Origin of the sequence: Hyphomonas johnsonii MHS-2 (assembly GCF_000685275.1) — a bacterium.
GTDB classification, from domain to species: Bacteria; Pseudomonadota; Alphaproteobacteria; order Caulobacterales; family Hyphomonadaceae; genus Hyphomonas; species Hyphomonas johnsonii.
The window spans coordinates 569,074-586,453 of the sequence record NZ_ARYK01000001.1 but is presented as its reverse complement, the minus strand read 5'-3'; the positions used below and the strand labels follow the sequence as shown (position 1 = coordinate 586,453).

Genomic DNA, 17,380 nt, shown 5'->3' with positions numbered 1-17,380 from the left:
AACCATTGGCTCGGTAACCGCTATTACTGACATTTAGTCAGTTTAGGAGTTGGGTTTGTGAATTTTCCTGTTTGGTCTCCGGACGTCAGAGAAACCGTGACCGGGGTTTTGGCCCGCGCGGTCAAGAACTACCCGGACAATGTCTGGCTCGACTTCCAGGGTGAAACCTACACATATGCCGACATGGACAAACGCTCGACGCGCCTTGCCCACGGTCTTGTCGCGCGCGGCGTGCAGCGCGGCGACAGGATATGCAGTCTGCTGGATTCCAACGTCGACTCGATTTCGTTGTGGCTCGCGGCAAACAAGATTGGAGCAATTCATGTCCCGGTGAACACCGCCTACAAAGGCAGCTTCCTCAGCCACCAGTTTGACGATGCGGGCGCGAGGATACTGGTCATGGAATCCGATTATGCGCTGCGCCTCCACGATCTCGAGGAAGAGTTACCGCAGGCAGAGGTTGTTCTTGTACGCGACGGCGCTGGATCTCTCCCGCACTTCAAGCGCCTCAAATCAGAGCCTCTTTCGGCCGCTTACATCGAGAACGATTCAGGGATTCTCGATGAGAACAAGCCGGGCGACCTGTGTATGTTTATCTTTACTGGCGGAACCACGGGTCCGTCGAAGGGCTGCATGATTTCGCACAATTACGCATGCAATCTTGCACGCCAGATTCTCAAGCGTGAAGCGCGTGATGAGAGTACCGTCAACTGGACTCCACTGCCCTTTTTCCACATGAATGCACTGGGCGGATCGATCCTGTCTTCTGCAATGGTCGGCGCGCGTGTCGCGGTGTTTCCGCGTTTCTCCGTTTCTAGGTTTTGGGACGATATCGAACGCTCTGGTGCGACCATCGTCAACCTGCTCGGCTCCATGTTGACCTTTATCGCCAACGCCCCTGACAACGAAGCCGCCAAACGCTGTTTCGGGCAGGTTTACGCCGTACGAGGCTCACCCTTTCCACCGGACATCCAACGGAAATGGCGCGAGCGATTCGGCGTAACCATAACGGGTTCTCATAACTATGGCCTGACCGAAGCGGCGCGTGTCACCACCCTGGCCGACACTGAACAGGGCCCAGTGGGCAATGCCGGTAAAATCAATGAAGATTTCGATGTCAGAATCGTCGATGCAGAGGACAACGAGGTCCCGGTCGGTGAACCGGGGGAAATAGTCGTGCGTCCCCGGCATCCGGATATCATGTTTTCCGGCTACTGGAATCGACCGGAAGATACATTGAGAACGATGCGAAACATGTGGCTCCACACCGGAGATATTGGACGCATGGACGAAAACGGCTTCATGTTCTTCGTTGACCGCAAGAAGGACTATCTACGGCGGCGGGGAGAAAACATCTCCAGCCAGGAACTGGAAGCAACTTTCAAGAAGCACGAAGCCGTCAAGGACGTTGCCGTGCATGCCGTGTTCGCCGAAACCGAAGACGAAGTGAAGGCAACGATAACACTTCAGGACGGAGCTACGATAACCGAAGAAGAACTCTGCGAGTGGTGCACGGACAAAATGCCCTACTTCGCCGTCCCGCGTTTCATAGAGTTTCGTGAAGACTTGCCGCGAAACCCCGTGGGACGGGTGCTCAAGTACCAGTTGCGTGACGAAGGGTGCACCGAACATACCTGGGATCGGGAAAAAGCGGGATTCAAGCTGAAGAAAAGGTGACGCCAGAGAATGCTCCGGCGATCAGATCCCTTGAGGCATCCCACTGCGATTGAATTTTACGTCGTCTTCGAGCCGGTCCATGAATGGCCCGGCCCCGCTTAGTGCGGCCGCAACCAGGAAGGCCAGGGTTTCCATCGTGCGAGGTCGTGTGGCCCGATGTGCCGAAGGGAGACGAACGATCTGCGCGGTACGCTCAAGCATCGCGAGCACGACCGACGCAGTGGAAGCCGGGTCCAGGCGCCTGTTGTCGGGAAGATCTGCCTGCAGGATACCAATCTTCTCCTGCAAGGCGAGGTGTATCGGCTCAATCGACCGACGACGGGCATCGATAAACCGACGATCACCTTCGTCTGCAACAAAGTTCCTCACCCGCAACAGGGCGTGATGTTCATCCCAGATCGAGAAATACAGGGAGGTCAGTTGCTTGCACTTTTCGAGCAGTTGCTCGCGCGTCCATTCCTCCTTGAGCAAGGCGACGATTTTCGGGCTACTTTGCTCTACTTGCTCAACTGCCGCCAGCGCAGCGTCTCCTACAGTTTCGAAATACAGGTAGAAGGTCGACGTGGAAACACTGGCGGTTTGGCCGATTTCAGCGACCTTGATGTCCCGCAAGGGGCGAGTTTCAAGAAGTTCAGCCGTAGCCTTCACGATTTTTTCACGCGTCAGGAAGCCCTTGCTGCCCATTTCCTGTCCGTAAAGATTTTGCTTGGGGCGCGCCATGGATTCTTAAACCTGAATAATGCCGTCTACGGCTTTGCGTATTAAATCCCGATCCGTCAAGTTTTTGGCACGCTGGAGGGTTCATGGCGGCAAGTGCAACTCAAAAACTGAGACTGGATGGCAAGGTCGCACTCGTGACTGGCGGCGGCGCTGGCATCGGCAGGGCAGCGTCGCTTCGCATGGCTGAATTGGGCGCCAGCGTCGTCATCGCCGATATCGTGCCTGAGCGCTGTAGCGAGGTTGCCGAGCGAATAAAAGCCCTGGGCGGCGCCGCACTTCCGATAGCAACCGACGTGATGGACACCGATCAGGTACGTGACGCCGTCAACCGGGCCGACCGGCAGTTCGGTCGTCTTGATATCCTTGTCAATAATGCGGGCGGCGTTGCCTATAAGCCGTTTCTGGATCAGAGCGAACGAAGCTGGCGGCGCCACATCGACATCAATCTCGTCAGCATGCTCGCCGCAACTCACGCTGCCGCACCGATCATCGCGCGCGACGGGCGCGGTGGATCGATCGTAAATGTTGCGACCATCGAGGCAATGCGTGCCGGCCCCAATGTCGCTGTCTACGCAGCGTGCAAGGCGGCGATGGTCAGTTTTACCAAGTCCATGGCGCTTGAACTTTCTCGCGATACGATCCGCGTGAACTGCATCGCACCCGACCACACGGTAACCCCTGGGGGGCGCGGCAATCGTTCAGGTCCTGTGGATGAAAGCAAGTGGCGGGTGCCTACTCCCGAGGAGGACGACAGGATGCGCCGCGTCATTCCGCTACTGCGAGAAGGAAACGCAGAAGAATGCGGTGATCTGATCGCCTTTCTGAGTTCCGATCTGGCCTCCTATATCACAGGCGCGATTATCCCGATTGATGGCGGAACCTCAGCTGCCATGGGCTGGGTTCGTGGCAGCAAGGGCCAGTGGACGCAGATGGAAGGCCAAAGGCCGGACAGGTGAGCTCGCGCAACGTCATCGACCTTAGTGGAAAGCATGTCCTGGTGACCGGCGGTGCCAGCGGACTGGGCGCAGATATGTCCAGACTCTTTGCATGCCTCGGCGCCAAGCTCCTGATCGCTGATATCGACGGTCAGGGCGCAAGGGGGTACGCTGAATCGCTTGGCGGTGGTGCGCAAGCTGTCGAATGTGACATATCCGACGAGGACAGCGTCACTGGTTTGACCACGGCAGCCCGTGAATTCGGCGGCATTGACGCACTGATCAACAACGCGGCGCTGATTGATGTCGCGCGCGACCTCGACCTGCTCTCGACCGATCTGTCAGTGTGGGACCGCACGCTGGGTGTAAATCTGCGGGGAACGATGTTGGTATCGCGCGCCATCTTGCCGCTCATGATCGAAAAGGGCGCCGGCGCAGTTGTCACTTTGGTATCACGCCAAGGAATCGCCCCTCCTTTATCGGGAAAGCGCTTGTCATATGGCACGAGCAAGGCAGGACTGATCATGCTCGCCCGGCACATGGCAGTTGCCTATGGCAAACTTGGCATCCGCAGCAATGCAGTGGCCCCCGGCACAATCCAAACCGCCCGCATGCTGGCTGAGTTGTCGCCCGCGCGACTGGAGCAATCAAAGGCTAACGTTCTCACGCCTTATCTCGGCACCCCTACCGATGTCTCCAGCATCGTCGCGTTCCTGATCAGCGACGCCGCACGCTATATCACCGGCCAAACACTTCAGGTCGATGGCGGCGTGCTCACAGGGCTACACGAATGAGCGCAACGAAATTCGGCCTTGAGGGCAAGGTTGCCATCATCACCGGCGCGACCGACGGCATGGGGGCCGCCGCTGCCGATCTCTTTGCTGCAAGCGGGGCCAAACTGGTCATTTCCGCGCGCACCAGTGACAAGCTTGAAGCGAAGGCTGAGCAACTGAACGCGCAGTTTGGCCGCGCACATTCGATAGCAATTCCCGTCGCCGGAGACCTGGGCGACAAGGCTTGCCTGCAGGCACTGGTTGGTGCGGCAGTCAGACAGTTTGGTGCCCTCACGACACTTCTCTGCTCGCCGACCGTCAGGCCATGGATCGGCGCCTCGATCGATACACCAGACCATGTTCTCGACGAGCAACTGCTCTATGTGCTCAAGAGTCGCTTCTGGCTATCCGCCCTCGCAATCCCGCATATGGTCACCGCTGGAGAAGGCTCTCTCATCTATATCGGTTCGGGTTCCGTCTCAGAAGCGACCACAGAGCGTTCGGTGAACAGCATTGCCCGTGCTGGCGAATGGCAAATGATGAAGAATTTTGCAGCTGAGTACGGACCGCAGAATATCCGCGCGAATGTCATCGCACCCGCCATGGTGGACTCAAGCGGCAGCAAGGAACTGTTCCAATCGCAGGCAGGCCGCGAGCGTATCGCAAAGCTGCCCATGCGGCGCGCCGGCACGACCGGTGAAATTGCGATGGCCGCCGCGTTTCTCGCTAGCGATGCGAGTTCATTTACGACCGGTGCTGTCCTGCCCGTCGATGGCGGCCGATTGCTGCACCCTGTCGACAGCATGCTTACCAATGCGTTCGGAAAGTCGTGAGCCGTTCTCCGTCCCCCCTCCAGCGCGTAGCTGCGCTCGACCTGCTGGCAGCTACAAAATACGCCAAGGATGACGAGGACGAAACGCGCTTTGCAGCGTGCTGGACCACTGACGCAAGGCTCGAAATCACGTCGAACGGAACTGTCATGCCCACGGTCGAAGGGCGTGATGAGATCATCGCTTTCTACCGTCAGGTCTGGGCATCTGGCGGCCACGGCAAGCACGGCTCAAAGGAAAGACATGTGGCCGAGCACCCGGATATTTTGGCGTTGGACGACGGCAGCCTGGTTGCGCGGCATACGATCGCATTTTTCTACGCCGACCAATGCGAACCCCGGTTGCGTGGCTTCGGGGAATTCAGAGACGTCATCGTCAACGAGGGCGGGTCGCTGCGCATATCACATCGCACCTCCATCCTCACCAGGACCACCTGATGAGCGGTACAAAGGAAGGCGATGCTGAGTCGAAACCGATATTCAGCTGGGGGCTGATACTTCCACTGCTGTTTGTCACCGCGCTCAATCCGCTGAACTCCGCGATGCTCGCCACCGCATTGGCTCCCATCGGTGAAGCCTATCCGGGTCAAGAGGAAATCGGCGGATGGCTTGTGGCATCGCTCTACCTCACAGCTGCAATCTCCCAGCCTGTCCTCGGAAGTTTTGCCGATCGTTTCGGAGCGCGCAGGGTGCTCGTCTGGACTACAGTCGTTCTTGGTCTGGGAGCCATGGTTGGGGCCCTGGCGCAGGGTTTTGCAACCCTGATCATCTCACGAATCCTGATAGGTTTCGGAACATCGAGTGCGTTCCCCTGCGCAGTCGCCATAATCCGCCATCGTGCATCCAGGGCGGCGATCGAACCACCGGCAAAGCTACTGGGATACCTGGCTGCCGCGAGTTCTGTTGCTGTGGCCGCTGGCCCGCCGCTAGGGGGCTTCGTCACAGAATGGATCGGATGGCGCGGCGTATTCTCGATCAATCTGCCCTTTGCGGTCGTCGCCCTCACGATGATTTTCCTCACCATTCCGCCGTCCGATACGAATTCCCGAGACAAGAAAATGGTCGACTGGCCGGGTATCGCACTCTTCACGGTCGCCATGACATCGCTGGTTTTCTTTCTGATGCACTTGACCGAACGTGTTGACGTCATTGCGCTCACCGCAACGCTACTCGGCACGGCTTGTTTCGTTTTGTACGAAACGCAGCGCCTGCACCCCTTCGTTGACTTCGGCCTTCTTCGCAAGAACCGGTCACTCACCCTGACCTATGGGAACCACGCAGCATTTAACTTTGCAAACTACTGCTACTTCTATTCCATGCCTCAATGGGCCCACACAACACTTGGCCACCCCCTCGCAACGTCAGGGTTCTTGCTCATGCCCGTCGCGCTCGCCGCGTTCATGGGGTCGCTTGTTCCGACGCGTGGCAGGCGTGGATGCATCGCTGAGTTCGCGGGTGCAATTTCGTTAGTCGCGTCATCAACAGCGCTCCTGTTCGTGGACGCCAACACAAGCATCATCTTTGTTCTCGCTTTGTCATTCGGCTTCGGAATTTGCTTCGGCACCCTGAACATGAGCAACCAGCAAAGACTGCTCGACTATGCTCCTGTCGAACAAAGCGGGTCTGCAGCGGGCCTACTCCGCACGTCTGCCTATCTCGGTGCAATGCTGTCAGCGCCTCTGGTGGGCTATCTCATGGCAAGCAATGGAAAGGAATTCGGCATGGCTGGTCTCGCCATGGTCATGGTTCCGGTCGCGATCGTCCCGCTATTGACCGTTATCATGGACCTGCGGCACGGACGCCATACGCTGAAGACACATCAGTCGTAATCGACAGGGACGAGGAGATTCAGCGTGCATTTGCGTGTCTTCACGATACGCCCCGCGCAACGACGGATCTCTTCGCTTTTGTCCGTCGGTGGGTAGATCCACTCGGCTCTGCCGGTATTCCGTCAAAAACTCTTCGGAAGGTCGAGCACATGGGTCGCGACGTGGCTCAGGATGAGATTGGTGCTTATCGGCGCGACTTGGTAAAGCCGCGTCTCGCGGAACTTCCGTTCAATGTCATACTCCTCGGCGAAGCCAAATCCGCCATGAGTCTGGATGCACATATCGGCAGCATACCAGCTTGCTTCTGACGCGAGCATTTTGGACATGTTTGCTTCCGTGCCGCCCAGGTGCCCCTCATCGAACATGCGCGCAGCGCGGTCGACCATGCCAGCGGCGGCTGACAACTGCACATAGGCCCGCGCGATCGGAAACTGTATGCCCTGGTTCTTGCCGATCGGTTGGCCAAACACATTGCGTTCCCGCGCATAGCCAGCCGCCTTGTCTATGAAGAACCGTCCATCACCGATGCATTCAGCGGCGATCAATATCCGTTCGGCATTCATGCCCGACAAGATGTATTTGAACCCCTGCCCTTCTTCACCGATCAGGTTTTCGGCCGGAACCCGCAAATCATCGATGAAGAGTTCGGTAGTCGCGTGGTTTAGCATGGTCCGTATCGGGCGGATGGTAAGTCCGTTCCCTACTGCCTCACGCAGATCGACCAGCAGGACGCTCATGCCCTGCGAAGGCTTGCTACATTCATCACGCGGCGTGGTTCTGCAAAGCAGGACCATAAGGTCGGAATGCTCGGCCCGGCTGATCCAGATTTTCTGCCCATTGACGATGTAATCGTCGCCATCCCGTTTGGCGAACGTTGAAATGCGCGTGGTATCAGTCCCCGCATTCGGCTCGGTCACTCCGAACGCCTGCAAGCGCAATTCACCTTTCGCGATCTTATGGAGGTACCGTTGCTTCTGTTCCTCTGACCCGTGCTTCAGGATCGTACCCATCGTGTACATCTGGGCATGACAGGCCCCGCCATTGCAGCCGGAACGATGAATTTCCTCGAGCACGGCACAAGCGGCCTCGAGTCCCAGCCCCGAGCCGCCATACTCCTCAGGAATGAGCACCGACAGGAAACCTCCTTCGGTGAGCGCCTCGACAAACGCTGCAGGATAGGCGCGTTCCCGGTCCAGCTTCTGCCAATACTCGCCCGGAAAATTCGCGCAGAGACGGCGAACCGCCTCACGGATTTCAGGGAAGGTCGCGTCGTTGGATTCGGGCATTGTGGCACCTGCAAATTAAGTTGCGATATTGTCCATCGGACCGGACTTCAAAGGAAAACGGCGCATGGACGTCAGGACAGAGCGGCGGCAGCAACTCGCTGTTGATCGCTTCGCGTGTCAATCCTTCGAATGGACGATGAGAGTGTCTCGGAATGGCGTACCGGCGTATTCACCCGATATTTCATCGGGGCAACCCCTGTCTAAAATTGTGATTCGGGAAGAATGATTTCGATACCATCCAACTCTTGGGACAGCTTGAGCTGGCACGACAGACGGCTGCGTTCGTCAGGATCGACGGCCATTTCCAGCATGGCATCTTCTTCTTCGGAAGGCTTGCCGACTTTCTCCATCCAGCTTGCACTGACATGAACGTGACACGTCGCACACGATAGCGCCCCACCGCAATCGGCGAGAATCTCTCCGATGTCATTCGCGAGCGCGACTTCCATCACACTTGCGCCCGGTTCGCCTTTGGCGACGCGATCGTCCTTCCCGTCCTTCTTGAAGATTACCGTAACCATGAACCGCGAATACTCCATTGATACCCGCTAATCGGGCGCCATTATCAAATGCCTCTAAGCGAAACCGCGGCGCAAAGCCATTACGGCATCGCGCAAACTATCGCGAAACTCGCCTTAGCGCAGGAACACTGCAGATTGTTCATCAAGGCCGCTCAAATACTGCAGCGATGCCCTGCCCGCCACCAATGCACATGGTTTCGACACCACGCCTGGCGCCGCGCCGCTCCATCTCGTGCAGCAAGGTCGTCATGATCCTTACGCCGGTGGCGCCAATCGGATGGCCGAGAGAAATGCCCGAACCATTCACATTTATCTTGTCATCCCATTCGCCACCCAGATCGAGATCCCACTGTTTGAGGCAAGCAAGCACCTGGACGGCAAAGGCCTCGTTAATCTCCAGCAAGTCGATATCGGTCCACTGCAAGCCAAGCTTGCTGAAAAGGCGCCCGACCGCCCCTACCGGACCGATGCCCATGCGCGAAGGTTCACACCCTGACGCAGCCCAGCCCGTCATGAAGGCTAGCGGCTCCAAACCCAGCTCGTGAAGCTTGTCTTCGGCAACGACCAAACAGGCCCCAGCAGCGTCATTCTGCTGGCTGGCGTTACCTGCGGTCACTGTTCCATCCTTCATAAGGGGGCGAAGTGCTGCGAGCGTTTCAAGCGTGGTTTCGCTTCGAATGCCCTCGTCCTTTTCGAAAACGATTGGCGGTCCTCTGCGCTGAGGAACCTCGACCGGTACAATCTCAGCGTCAAACAGTCCGGAGGATTGAGCCACTGCAGCGCGTTTCTGGCTGCGCGCAGCAAAGGCGTCGGCTTCTTCACGTCCAATGCCGTAGTCGGATGCAAGGTTCTCTGCAGTTTCAATCATGCTGGAAATGACGCCGAACCGCTCAACGGGTTGTGACCGCTCACGGCCGCGATCCAGTCGGTCGTAGAGCATTGTGTTTCCGGCGCGCGCTCCGCCGCGCATGGACGTCGTATAGTACTCGATATTACTCATGCTCTCGACACCGCCCGCCAGAACGACATCGGCCACGCCCGATTGCACCATCATCGCCGCCGTGGCGATCGACTGCAGGCCGCCACCGCACCGTCGGTCGAGCTGCATCCCGGGAATCTCGATCGGCAAGTCTGCCGCGAGCGCCGCCCACCGCCCGATGCACGGCGCCTCGCTGTTGGAGTAGCTCTGGGCGAACACTACGTCCTCGATCCGTGTCGGATCGATCCCGCTACGCTCTACGACGGCGCGGATGACGTGAGCGGCAAGCTGTTCCGCGGGAAGCGGCGCAAGTGTCCCCAGGAAACGTCCGATCGGCGTACGAGCCGGTGATATAATGGCAGCTTTACGAGGCACAATTTTTCTCCACTTGCGGCAGGGCCTAAAAATCGGTCCCACCATCGACATTGGCGATAAGCCCAGTCGTGTAAGCGGCTCGACGCGAAAGGAGAAAGACGATTAGGGCGGCAACTTCGGCTGGATCTCCTATACGGCCCAGCGCCGGCTCCATACCCATCTGTTCGAGCATTCGCCCCTCGGCTTCGGAAACAGAAATATCGGGTTCCGCAGCCCGCAGGCCTGCGAGCCGCTCGTCGTATCGTCCTGTTCGAAGAGCTCCGGGGGCGACAGCGTTTATCCTGATACCGGAAGGACCGTACGTCTTGGCGAGTGACTTTACCAGGTTTTCAAGTGCCGCCTTGAACGCCGCATAAGCTGGTATGGCAGGCTTTGGCGCCCGCGCCGAATAAGCCGTCGTCAGAACCACGCTGCCGCTTCTGTTGCCAGCCATATGCGGCAACACGCTCCGCATTGCGCGGACCGCTCCCATCAAGCTGTTTTCAAAATACTGGCTCCACTCGTAATCACTGATCGAAGCGAAGCCGCGAGCCTGCCCCATCCAGTGATTTGTGACAACAAATCCGTGGATTTCCCCGAAGTAGCCGATGGCGGCGCCGACGGCCCGCTCTACCTCTCCCGGCATGGAAGCATCTGCCGCATATGTGGCGATCTGCACCCCATGCCGAACGATGAGAGCATCAAATTCTGGCTGCAAGATCTCGGGCGACCGGCTCATCACAGCGATGTTGGCGCCTTCTTCAGCGAGAAGACGCACGGTCTCGAGCCCGACGCCGCGCGTGCCGCCCAGGACGACACAGGTCTCTCCGGCGAGCCCGAGTTCCATCTTCGCGCTCCAGTTGGTTCGTTCAGGCCGCCTGCTTGAGTTCCGACGAATTATTCGCCAAATCCCACATCAGCAGCTGCGATGGAGATTGCCGGCCACTCAGCTTCGCAAGGTATTTACGGCAAGGCGGGAGAAAGCCCACCGGCCGTTGGACAAACTTCTCACTGTTGTACCGCTCCGCTGCATACCGTGTGCAGACGACCGGCATCATTCTGTCTTCAGCGTATGCAGCTGCATTCTGAAACTCCGGAGTCGACTCAACAGTCGCTCCGGCGTCGGAAAGCGGCTTATAATACAAATCAAAAGCCGCTGGATGATATTGGGGAGCAGGCACAATAACCTTCAGTCCCTCCACATCTTTGAGCTCAATGACGCTTTTGGCCGCCAGGACATGATCCTTGGGAAGGAGGAAGCAGAATTCGTTCTCGCGCAGCAGAAGGAGATCAAGGTCCTTTTCTTCGAAGGGGGCAGAAACGAATGCAAGATCGATTTCCCCAAGGCGAAGTTGGTTCAGCAGCGATGGGGTCGGTCCTGTTTCCACATTGAGACGAATTGAGGGATTCTGCGTCATGAAATCGTCCATCAGCCGGGTCCGTTGCGGATCTGGAAAGCTGAAAGGCAGGCACCCCACTCTAAGAACGCCCTTCATGGACTTCCGAAGCGCTTCTGTTACAGCCCGCGTCTCTTCGACAACCGTAGCCAGCCGGTGAACCGGCTCGAGCAATGCGCGACCGGCCGATGTGAGTTCGACGTGGCGGGTGTTACGGATCAGGAGGGTTATTCCCAACATTTCTTCAAATTGCCGGATCTTGTGCGAAAGCCATGATTGGTCGATTTCAAGCTCGCGTGCGGCTTTGGTGAAGCTCAGATTGTCAGCAACTGCTCGGAAGAAAAGCAGGTATTCCACGCTGATTTGCGACGGGTTCAATTGCGCAGTCGCGCTGGCCTTTGACTGCGACCTGGAGTTTGCTTTTCCAGTTTTGCGTGATTTGGAGCCTGCTGTTACCGATGTCTTTGTCATGCTTCCTCTCCCAATTTTCTAGCTATTTTTCTCTGAACAGTTCGGCCCAGGCCTTCTTCTACCTGCTGACCGACGCATGCATGATCTGCGCACCGCGCCGGAGCATGTCTGTGTCGGGTGTTGGAAGCACGACGGGCCCTGTTTCCCTACTCGGGAGTATGACCGTTGCAGTGCCAGGCGCCGTATCTTGACCGCGCTGATTGGTCGAAGCCAGTTTGAGATCCACCACGCGATGGATACCCTCTTCTCGCTTGGCAATCACTTTGCCGCTGCAAATTGTCGTATCGCCCATGAAATTGAATTCGCGCGACTGGCACGAGAATTTCCAAAGCCACGCGTCATCGCCCATCCACTTTGTCACAAGGTGCATGAGCCAGCTCGTGCGCATCTGTCCGTAATCGTACGAACTCGGCAACCCCAGATCCTGGGCGCGCTGATGGTCCCAGTGAACCCGCTGGACCACGTCTGGAACGCCGTATTTATCAGGCACGAAGAACGCGGGCATCTTCATGCGTTGCTTGTAGTTTAGGCCAAGCGGTCCAATCCCGCTTGAAGACAGCCCCATCCCCATATGATACGAAATGATATCGACCATCGTGAGCGGCCCTTTGGCCACCGGCGTCACATCATCACCCACCTCGACATCTTCCCACCAGCGAAGTTCGCTTCCGCGAAGGCACTCAGCCGCATAGACCTTGTCGATTTCCGCGATGTCCTCTGGGGTATATGTCTGGCGCTCGATACCCGAGTATTTGCCGCTTTTCTTGGTCCCGCTCCGCTCCGCTGACAGGTAATGCTCTTCTCTCCGGCCGACCGGCACTCCGGCGTGATCGACATAAAGATCGCGATAAGTCTCCGTAACGGTACGGCCACCACTGAAGGACGACCCTGCACGCACTTCGATATTCGAGGTCACGCGCTCCACGAACACTTTCTGGTCTGGATAGAGCGGGCGCCAGAATGTCCAATCGACGCCGGTATAATATTTGCCCACTCCCCGGAACAAACCTTTGAACAACGCCTTGAGTTCACCGTCAGGCTTCGGCGTCAGATTCGTTCCCGTCGTATGCAGGAACAGTGGAAAGGCAATCTGGTCACCCCAGCGTGTGCTTCGGCCATAATCCCGACTCGTAAAGAGCGGATTGTCGTCGCCACAGCCGAACGCGAAGTGCCGCATCGAGTCCGTCGACGCAAATTCATTGTAAGGCTTGTTGTAGGCAAATTTCGGCACGCCAATCTGGCGACGCGCACGATCAATATCCTCATCGGTAATTGTCCCCACGGACGTTTCAGTATCGGCCATATTCACTCCCAAGCCTCTTTGCCTCTCCAAGCCGTCCGGACGGCAATGTAAAATGTCCCTCGATGCCGGCAGTCCCAGCCAAAGAAATTCCGCATAACTGACAAAATGTCAACTCTGCGCTTTCTTCAGGCCGTTCCATATTGATCGCCATACCTTGCACCCGAGGCTCCAACACGACACACACAACCAATTGTATTTTAAGAAACTTTCTGACTTTTCCGATCGAAAACCGTAATCGCGCCCCAGCGCGCAACAACTGTTCTTGAAAACTGTCGAGTCATCAGTTATCCATATTGAGAATAGGGTGCCATTTCCGAATCGAGGTGATGTTTAGCCCGCAGAGTCGAGAGGAGACACGCAGTGAGCGCCCCCAAAATGCATGATGACCCGCAACGCTCAGGCAATTGGACCGTGCCGGACCATGTGCCCGCCGACCTTGTGCGGTTTCTGGACTTCAGGACGGGCCTTGGCCCTTGCCCCCATGCGCAAATCTCCGAATTCCACAAAGGTCCACCAGTCTTCTATTCGCCCCTCAGCCACCAGGATCGCGGCGGTGAAGGCAGAGGAGCGTGGGTACTGACCAAGGCTGAGGACATTCGCAAGATGTTGCAGAATGCAAACCTGTTCAGTTCGGCGGAACCCCGCAGCTACGCGATGGGCGAGAGCTGGAAGCTTATTCCCCTCGAGTTGGATCCACCTGAGCACGGAAAGTTTCGGGCTCCGATCAATCCGCTTCTGTCGCCGAAGCGCGTCGCCGCTCTCGAACCGCGTATGCGGGAAATCGCGGCCAAACTGATCGATCAAATCAAGAATGATCACGAGTGCGAGTTTATCGCGACATTCGGCGAACAGATGCCCGTCCGTGTTTTCCTGGAAATGATGGGCATGGCTGATGACGAACTCGCCAAATTTCGGGACTGGGCAGACATGATCGTGCACGACCGGGCGCGCCGCGGACAAGCCATGAGCGAGGTCAAGGTCTTCCTTCAGGAGCAGATTGCCGAGCACCGCGCGAACCCGCGAGAGGGAACTCTGGTCACCGAAGTCCTGAGCTTCAAAGCCGGGGACAAGCCGTTCAGCGACGAAGAAGTCCTGGGTACTGTATTCCTCCTGTTCATTGGTGGGCTCGATACCGTTGTCAGCTCCCTCTCGTTTCACTTCCGGTATCTTGCCGAGAATCCGGATGAGCAGCGAAGGCTGCGTGAAGATCCTTCACTGTTGCCTGATGCCGTCGAGGAACTGTTTCGAGCCTTCCCGGTCGTGACGACGGGCCGGATCCTGTCCGAGGATACCGACATGTTCGGCGTGCAAATGAAGAAAGGTGACATGGTCGCCGGTTCGACCCTCCTTTCAACAAGCGATCCCGACGAGTTTGAGAATCCCGAGATCATCGATCTTGCCCGCAGCCCAAACCGCCACAATGCCTTTTCATTCGGCCCACACCGCTGCCTTGGCTCTCACCTCGCACGGCGCGAAGTTCAGGTCGCCATCGACGAATGGCTGAAACGAATGCCGGAGTTCCGGGTCAAACCAGGTACAGAGTTCGAGACCCTGGGGGGTGGCGTGATGGGCATGAGGGAACTTCCACTCGTCTGGTAAAGCGTTAGGGCTATCGCCCCAGAGCCATTGGATTCCCAGCTTAGACATCTTGCTGCGGCGCCCGCATAGGCGTCGTGAGGAGAAATGAAACATGAGTTTGATTGACGGCAAGATCGCCATCGTAACTGGTGCAGGCGCCGGTCTTGGAAGGTCGTATGCGCTAGCCCTGGCGCGCGAAGGCGCCGCGGTTGTGGTCAATGACTTTTCAGGCGATGCGGCAGATGAAACCGTAAAGCTCATTGTCGACGAAGGCGGAAGAGCCATTGCCAACGTGGCAGACGTCGGCACTTCCAAAGGTGGCAACGCCCTGTTGCAGACCGCTCTTGATGGATTTGGACGGGTCGATATCCTCGTAAACAATGCGGGCATTTTGCGCGATGCCTCCCTTGTCAAAATGGAGGAAAGCCAGTGGGACGCCGTAATGCATGTCCACGTCAAGGCGCTCTACACCGCGACTCGCCCCGTCTTCGCCTGGATGAAAGAGAACGGCGGTGGTGGCGTTATTGTCAATACCACCTCCACCGCCGGCATCCGCGGGAACTTCGGCCAGACCAATTACGGCGCAGCGAAATGCGGCGTGATAGGCTTTTCGACATCTCTGGCAATAGAAGGCAAGAAATACGGCATTCGTGTCTGGAATATCGGCCCAGCCGCCGCGACCGCCCTGACCGCACACATGCCCGAAGAATACCAGCGGCAATTCCACATTGATCGCGTTGCCCCGACGTTGCTGTACATGGTCAGCGACTTGTCGGGCGATCAAACGGGCAAGACCTTGCTCGCAGGCGGCGGCTGGATCGGGGAAGTCCGTTTTGAAGCGACAGAGGGTTATGTGCCCACCGAAACGATCACTCCGCAGGAAATCGCGGAAGCAGCAGGCGCCGGCAAAATATTCTTCCCTGAAAGGCCGGGCAAATGGGTCACCGCGTATGGCCCCCAGAATGGCGAATAGAAGGCCCCACTAAAGCAACAGGACTCCGTCGATGCCGATCAATTATCCTGCCATCCTTGAACTGAAGGAAAGCGGAAAGCGCTATACTTTCACGGATCGTGACACCATGCTTTACGCGCTCGGCATCGGTCTTGGCGGCGATCCCGACAATGCAGATGAACTGCCTTTCGTTTACGAGAAGGACCTGCGTGCCGTGCCAACACAGGCGACAGTCGTCGCATGGGGTGCAGGCGTGCCAACCAACAAGCTTGGCGTAAACTATAAACTCGTGCTGCACGGCGAAGAAAAAACCGTCCTCCATCGCCCCTTTCCACCCGAAGCAAGCATCATCGCCGATAGCGGTGTTGTGGAAGTCTATGACAAGGGTGAAGGAAAAGGGGCAATCATCGTACGTGAAACTGTCTTGCGCGATGAAGGGGACGGCGGAAAAATCGCGACATTGATCCGAACGATTGTCGCGCGTGGTGATGGCGGGTCAGGCGGCTCGTCCGAACCAACCCCAACACCCCACCCCACGCCGGACAGAGAGCCGGACAATGTCGTGGAATACACGGTTGCGGGCAACCAAGCCGCCATCTACCGCCTTTCAGGAGACCGCAATCCACTACACATAGACCCCGATCGCGGAAAGGCCGCCGGGTTTGATGGCCCCATCCTTCACGGTCTGTGCACTTATGGCTTTACCTGCCGCGCGGTGCTGGAAGCGTACTGCGATTTCGATCCCGACAGGATTGCCAGCCACCAGGCGCGGTTCTCGGCTGTCGTGTTTCCCGGCGACAAGCTTCGGATAAATCTATGGAAGGAAGACGACGAGACAATCTCCTTCCAGGCCGAAGTTCCGAACCGCGGCAAGATCGTTATCAAGAACGGTTTGACCAAGCTGCGGGTCAAGTGATGACGGGCAGCGTCCGCATCGCCGCCGAGGGCGCCTCATGACGAATGGCACACCTGCACGCGTTGCACTGGTGACGGGGGCCGGGAGTGGCATCGGCCGAGCCTGCGCGATTTCATTGGCTGAGGCAGGTTATGCAATGGCACTCGTCGGCCGGAAGCTGGACCGACTGGAAGAAACTGCCAACATGATCGGAGCGACCGCAGAAACGCTCGTTCTCCAGGCCGATGTTGCAGATGAAGCCCAGATCGAGGCCGTGTTCGCCAGGGCGGTGAACCACTATGGGCAGCTCGACTTGCTATTCAACAACGCTGGAACGTCGGCTCCCAAAGCTGCGATCGATATGGTCGATCTGCGGCATTTCAACCGAGTGCTCGCCACCAATGTGACGGGGGCCTTCCTGTGCGCGCGCGCCGCATTCCGACAGATGAAGACCCAGGATCCCCAAGGCGGCCGCATCATAAACAATGGGTCGGTTTCCGCGCACGTCCCGCGCCCGAACGGAGCCCCCTATACGATCAGCAAGCATGCGATCACCGGTCTTACAAGGCAGATTTCACTGGACGGACGCCCATACAATATCGCCTGCGGCCAGATAGATATTGGCAACGCTGCCACCGGAGTCGCTGACAACCTGAACGCCGGCATGTTGCAGCCTGACGGGCGCACTTCTCCGGAACCCGTAATGCCACTAGCCAGTGTCGCCGAAGCGGTACGGTGTATGGCTGGCTTGCCGCTCGACTCGAATATTCAGTTCATGACGATCATGGCGACGCAAATGCCGTTCATCGGCCGAGGGTAGATCACGGCGGTGGTGGACAAGGAATCTGAGGTTCTACCAAGACGCTTTCACATGGCAGGCG

17 protein-coding genes are annotated in these 17,380 nt (G+C 57.6%); 10 read left to right on the top strand and 7 right to left on the bottom strand.

The window, feature by feature from the left end:
- The first annotated feature begins 57 nt into the window (after positions 1-57).
- Positions 58-1,677, top strand: a complete 1,620-nt coding sequence (locus HJO_RS02835; RefSeq protein WP_035613295.1) for an AMP-binding protein — start codon at positions 58-60, stop codon at positions 1,675-1,677.
- Positions 1,678-1,698: 21 nt separating this feature from the next.
- On the opposite strand, the gene HJO_RS02830 is transcribed toward HJO_RS02835, so the two are convergent.
- Positions 1,699-2,397, bottom strand: coding sequence for a TetR/AcrR family transcriptional regulator (locus HJO_RS02830; RefSeq protein ID WP_035613292.1), 699 nt, complete (start codon positions 2,395-2,397; stop codon positions 1,699-1,701).
- Positions 2,398-2,480: 83 nt separating this feature from the next.
- Here HJO_RS02830 and HJO_RS02825 point away from each other — a divergent pair, with 83 nt between their 5' ends.
- From HJO_RS02825 to HJO_RS17500, 5 genes are read left to right on the top strand one after another with little or no spacing between them, the layout of a single operon-like run.
- The gene (locus tag HJO_RS02825; RefSeq protein WP_035613289.1) at positions 2,481-3,353 is read left to right on the top strand and encodes an SDR family NAD(P)-dependent oxidoreductase; all 873 of its coding nucleotides are present in this window, start codon (positions 2,481-2,483) and stop codon (positions 3,351-3,353) included.
- A complete protein-coding gene (locus HJO_RS02820) occupies positions 3,350-4,126 on the top strand; it encodes an SDR family NAD(P)-dependent oxidoreductase (protein ID WP_051618058.1) in 777 nt (258 codons plus the stop codon). The genes HJO_RS02825 and HJO_RS02820 overlap by 4 nt, the downstream gene beginning before the upstream one ends.
- Positions 4,123-4,938 (top strand): SDR family NAD(P)-dependent oxidoreductase, encoded by an 816-nt coding sequence (locus HJO_RS02815; protein WP_035613287.1) that lies wholly within the window; start codon positions 4,123-4,125, stop codon positions 4,936-4,938. Before HJO_RS02820 ends, HJO_RS02815 begins: the two co-directional genes overlap by 4 nt.
- Positions 4,935-5,372, top strand: coding sequence for a nuclear transport factor 2 family protein (locus HJO_RS02810; protein ID WP_035613284.1), 438 nt, complete (start codon positions 4,935-4,937; stop codon positions 5,370-5,372). The genes HJO_RS02815 and HJO_RS02810 overlap by 4 nt, the downstream gene beginning before the upstream one ends.
- Positions 5,372-6,763, top strand: coding sequence for an MFS transporter (locus HJO_RS17500; RefSeq protein WP_051618056.1), 1,392 nt, complete (start codon positions 5,372-5,374; stop codon positions 6,761-6,763). The genes HJO_RS02810 and HJO_RS17500 overlap by 1 nt, the downstream gene beginning before the upstream one ends.
- A 122-nt stretch (positions 6,764-6,885) precedes the next feature.
- Here the strand turns inward: HJO_RS17500 and HJO_RS02800 are convergent, their stop codons facing one another.
- The 6 genes from HJO_RS02800 to HJO_RS02775 form a co-directional block, all read right to left on the bottom strand.
- Positions 6,886-8,049: an acyl-CoA dehydrogenase family protein gene (locus HJO_RS02800; protein ID WP_035613279.1), complete on the bottom strand. Its 1,164-nt coding sequence runs from the start codon at positions 8,047-8,049 to the stop codon at positions 6,886-6,888.
- 200 nt (positions 8,050-8,249) lie between these two features.
- Positions 8,250-8,570 (bottom strand): 2Fe-2S iron-sulfur cluster-binding protein, encoded by a 321-nt coding sequence (locus HJO_RS02795; RefSeq protein WP_035614372.1) that lies wholly within the window; start codon positions 8,568-8,570, stop codon positions 8,250-8,252.
- A 142-nt stretch (positions 8,571-8,712) separates the two neighbouring features.
- On the bottom strand, positions 8,713-9,969 hold the full coding sequence (locus HJO_RS02790; RefSeq protein ID WP_051618054.1) for an acetyl-CoA C-acetyltransferase: 1,257 nt from the start codon (positions 9,967-9,969) through the stop codon (positions 8,713-8,715).
- Complete coding sequence (locus tag HJO_RS02785) at positions 9,950-10,750, bottom strand: SDR family NAD(P)-dependent oxidoreductase (RefSeq protein WP_035613275.1); 801 nt, start codon at positions 10,748-10,750, stop codon at positions 9,950-9,952. Before HJO_RS02785 ends, HJO_RS02790 begins: the two co-directional genes overlap by 20 nt.
- Before the next feature lie 22 nt (positions 10,751-10,772).
- Positions 10,773-11,771 (bottom strand): LysR family transcriptional regulator, encoded by a 999-nt coding sequence (locus HJO_RS02780; RefSeq protein WP_084141369.1) that lies wholly within the window; start codon positions 11,769-11,771, stop codon positions 10,773-10,775.
- 58 nt (positions 11,772-11,829) lie between these two features.
- Positions 11,830-13,074 carry a hotdog family protein gene (locus HJO_RS02775; protein ID WP_035613269.1) on the bottom strand — a complete coding sequence of 415 codons (1,245 nt, stop codon included), beginning with the start codon at positions 13,072-13,074 and terminating at the stop codon, positions 11,830-11,832.
- A gap of 375 nt (positions 13,075-13,449) precedes the next feature.
- On the opposite strand from HJO_RS02775, the gene HJO_RS02770 reads away from it, so the two are divergent.
- The 4 genes from HJO_RS02770 to HJO_RS02755 all read left to right on the top strand — a co-directional run bounded on the left by HJO_RS02770 (position 13,450) and on the right by HJO_RS02755 (position 17,319).
- Complete coding sequence (locus tag HJO_RS02770; protein ID WP_084141367.1) at positions 13,450-14,673, top strand: cytochrome P450; 1,224 nt, start codon at positions 13,450-13,452, stop codon at positions 14,671-14,673.
- Between the two features lie 91 nt (positions 14,674-14,764).
- Positions 14,765-15,625 (top strand): SDR family NAD(P)-dependent oxidoreductase, encoded by an 861-nt coding sequence (locus HJO_RS02765; protein WP_051618052.1) that lies wholly within the window; start codon positions 14,765-14,767, stop codon positions 15,623-15,625.
- A gap of 31 nt (positions 15,626-15,656) precedes the next feature.
- Positions 15,657-16,520, top strand: coding sequence for a MaoC family dehydratase (locus tag HJO_RS02760; protein WP_035613265.1), 864 nt, complete (start codon positions 15,657-15,659; stop codon positions 16,518-16,520).
- A gap of 37 nt (positions 16,521-16,557) precedes the next feature.
- Positions 16,558-17,319, top strand: a complete 762-nt coding sequence (locus HJO_RS02755; RefSeq protein ID WP_035613262.1) for an SDR family oxidoreductase — start codon at positions 16,558-16,560, stop codon at positions 17,317-17,319.
- The last annotated feature ends 61 nt before the right edge of the window (positions 17,320-17,380 follow it).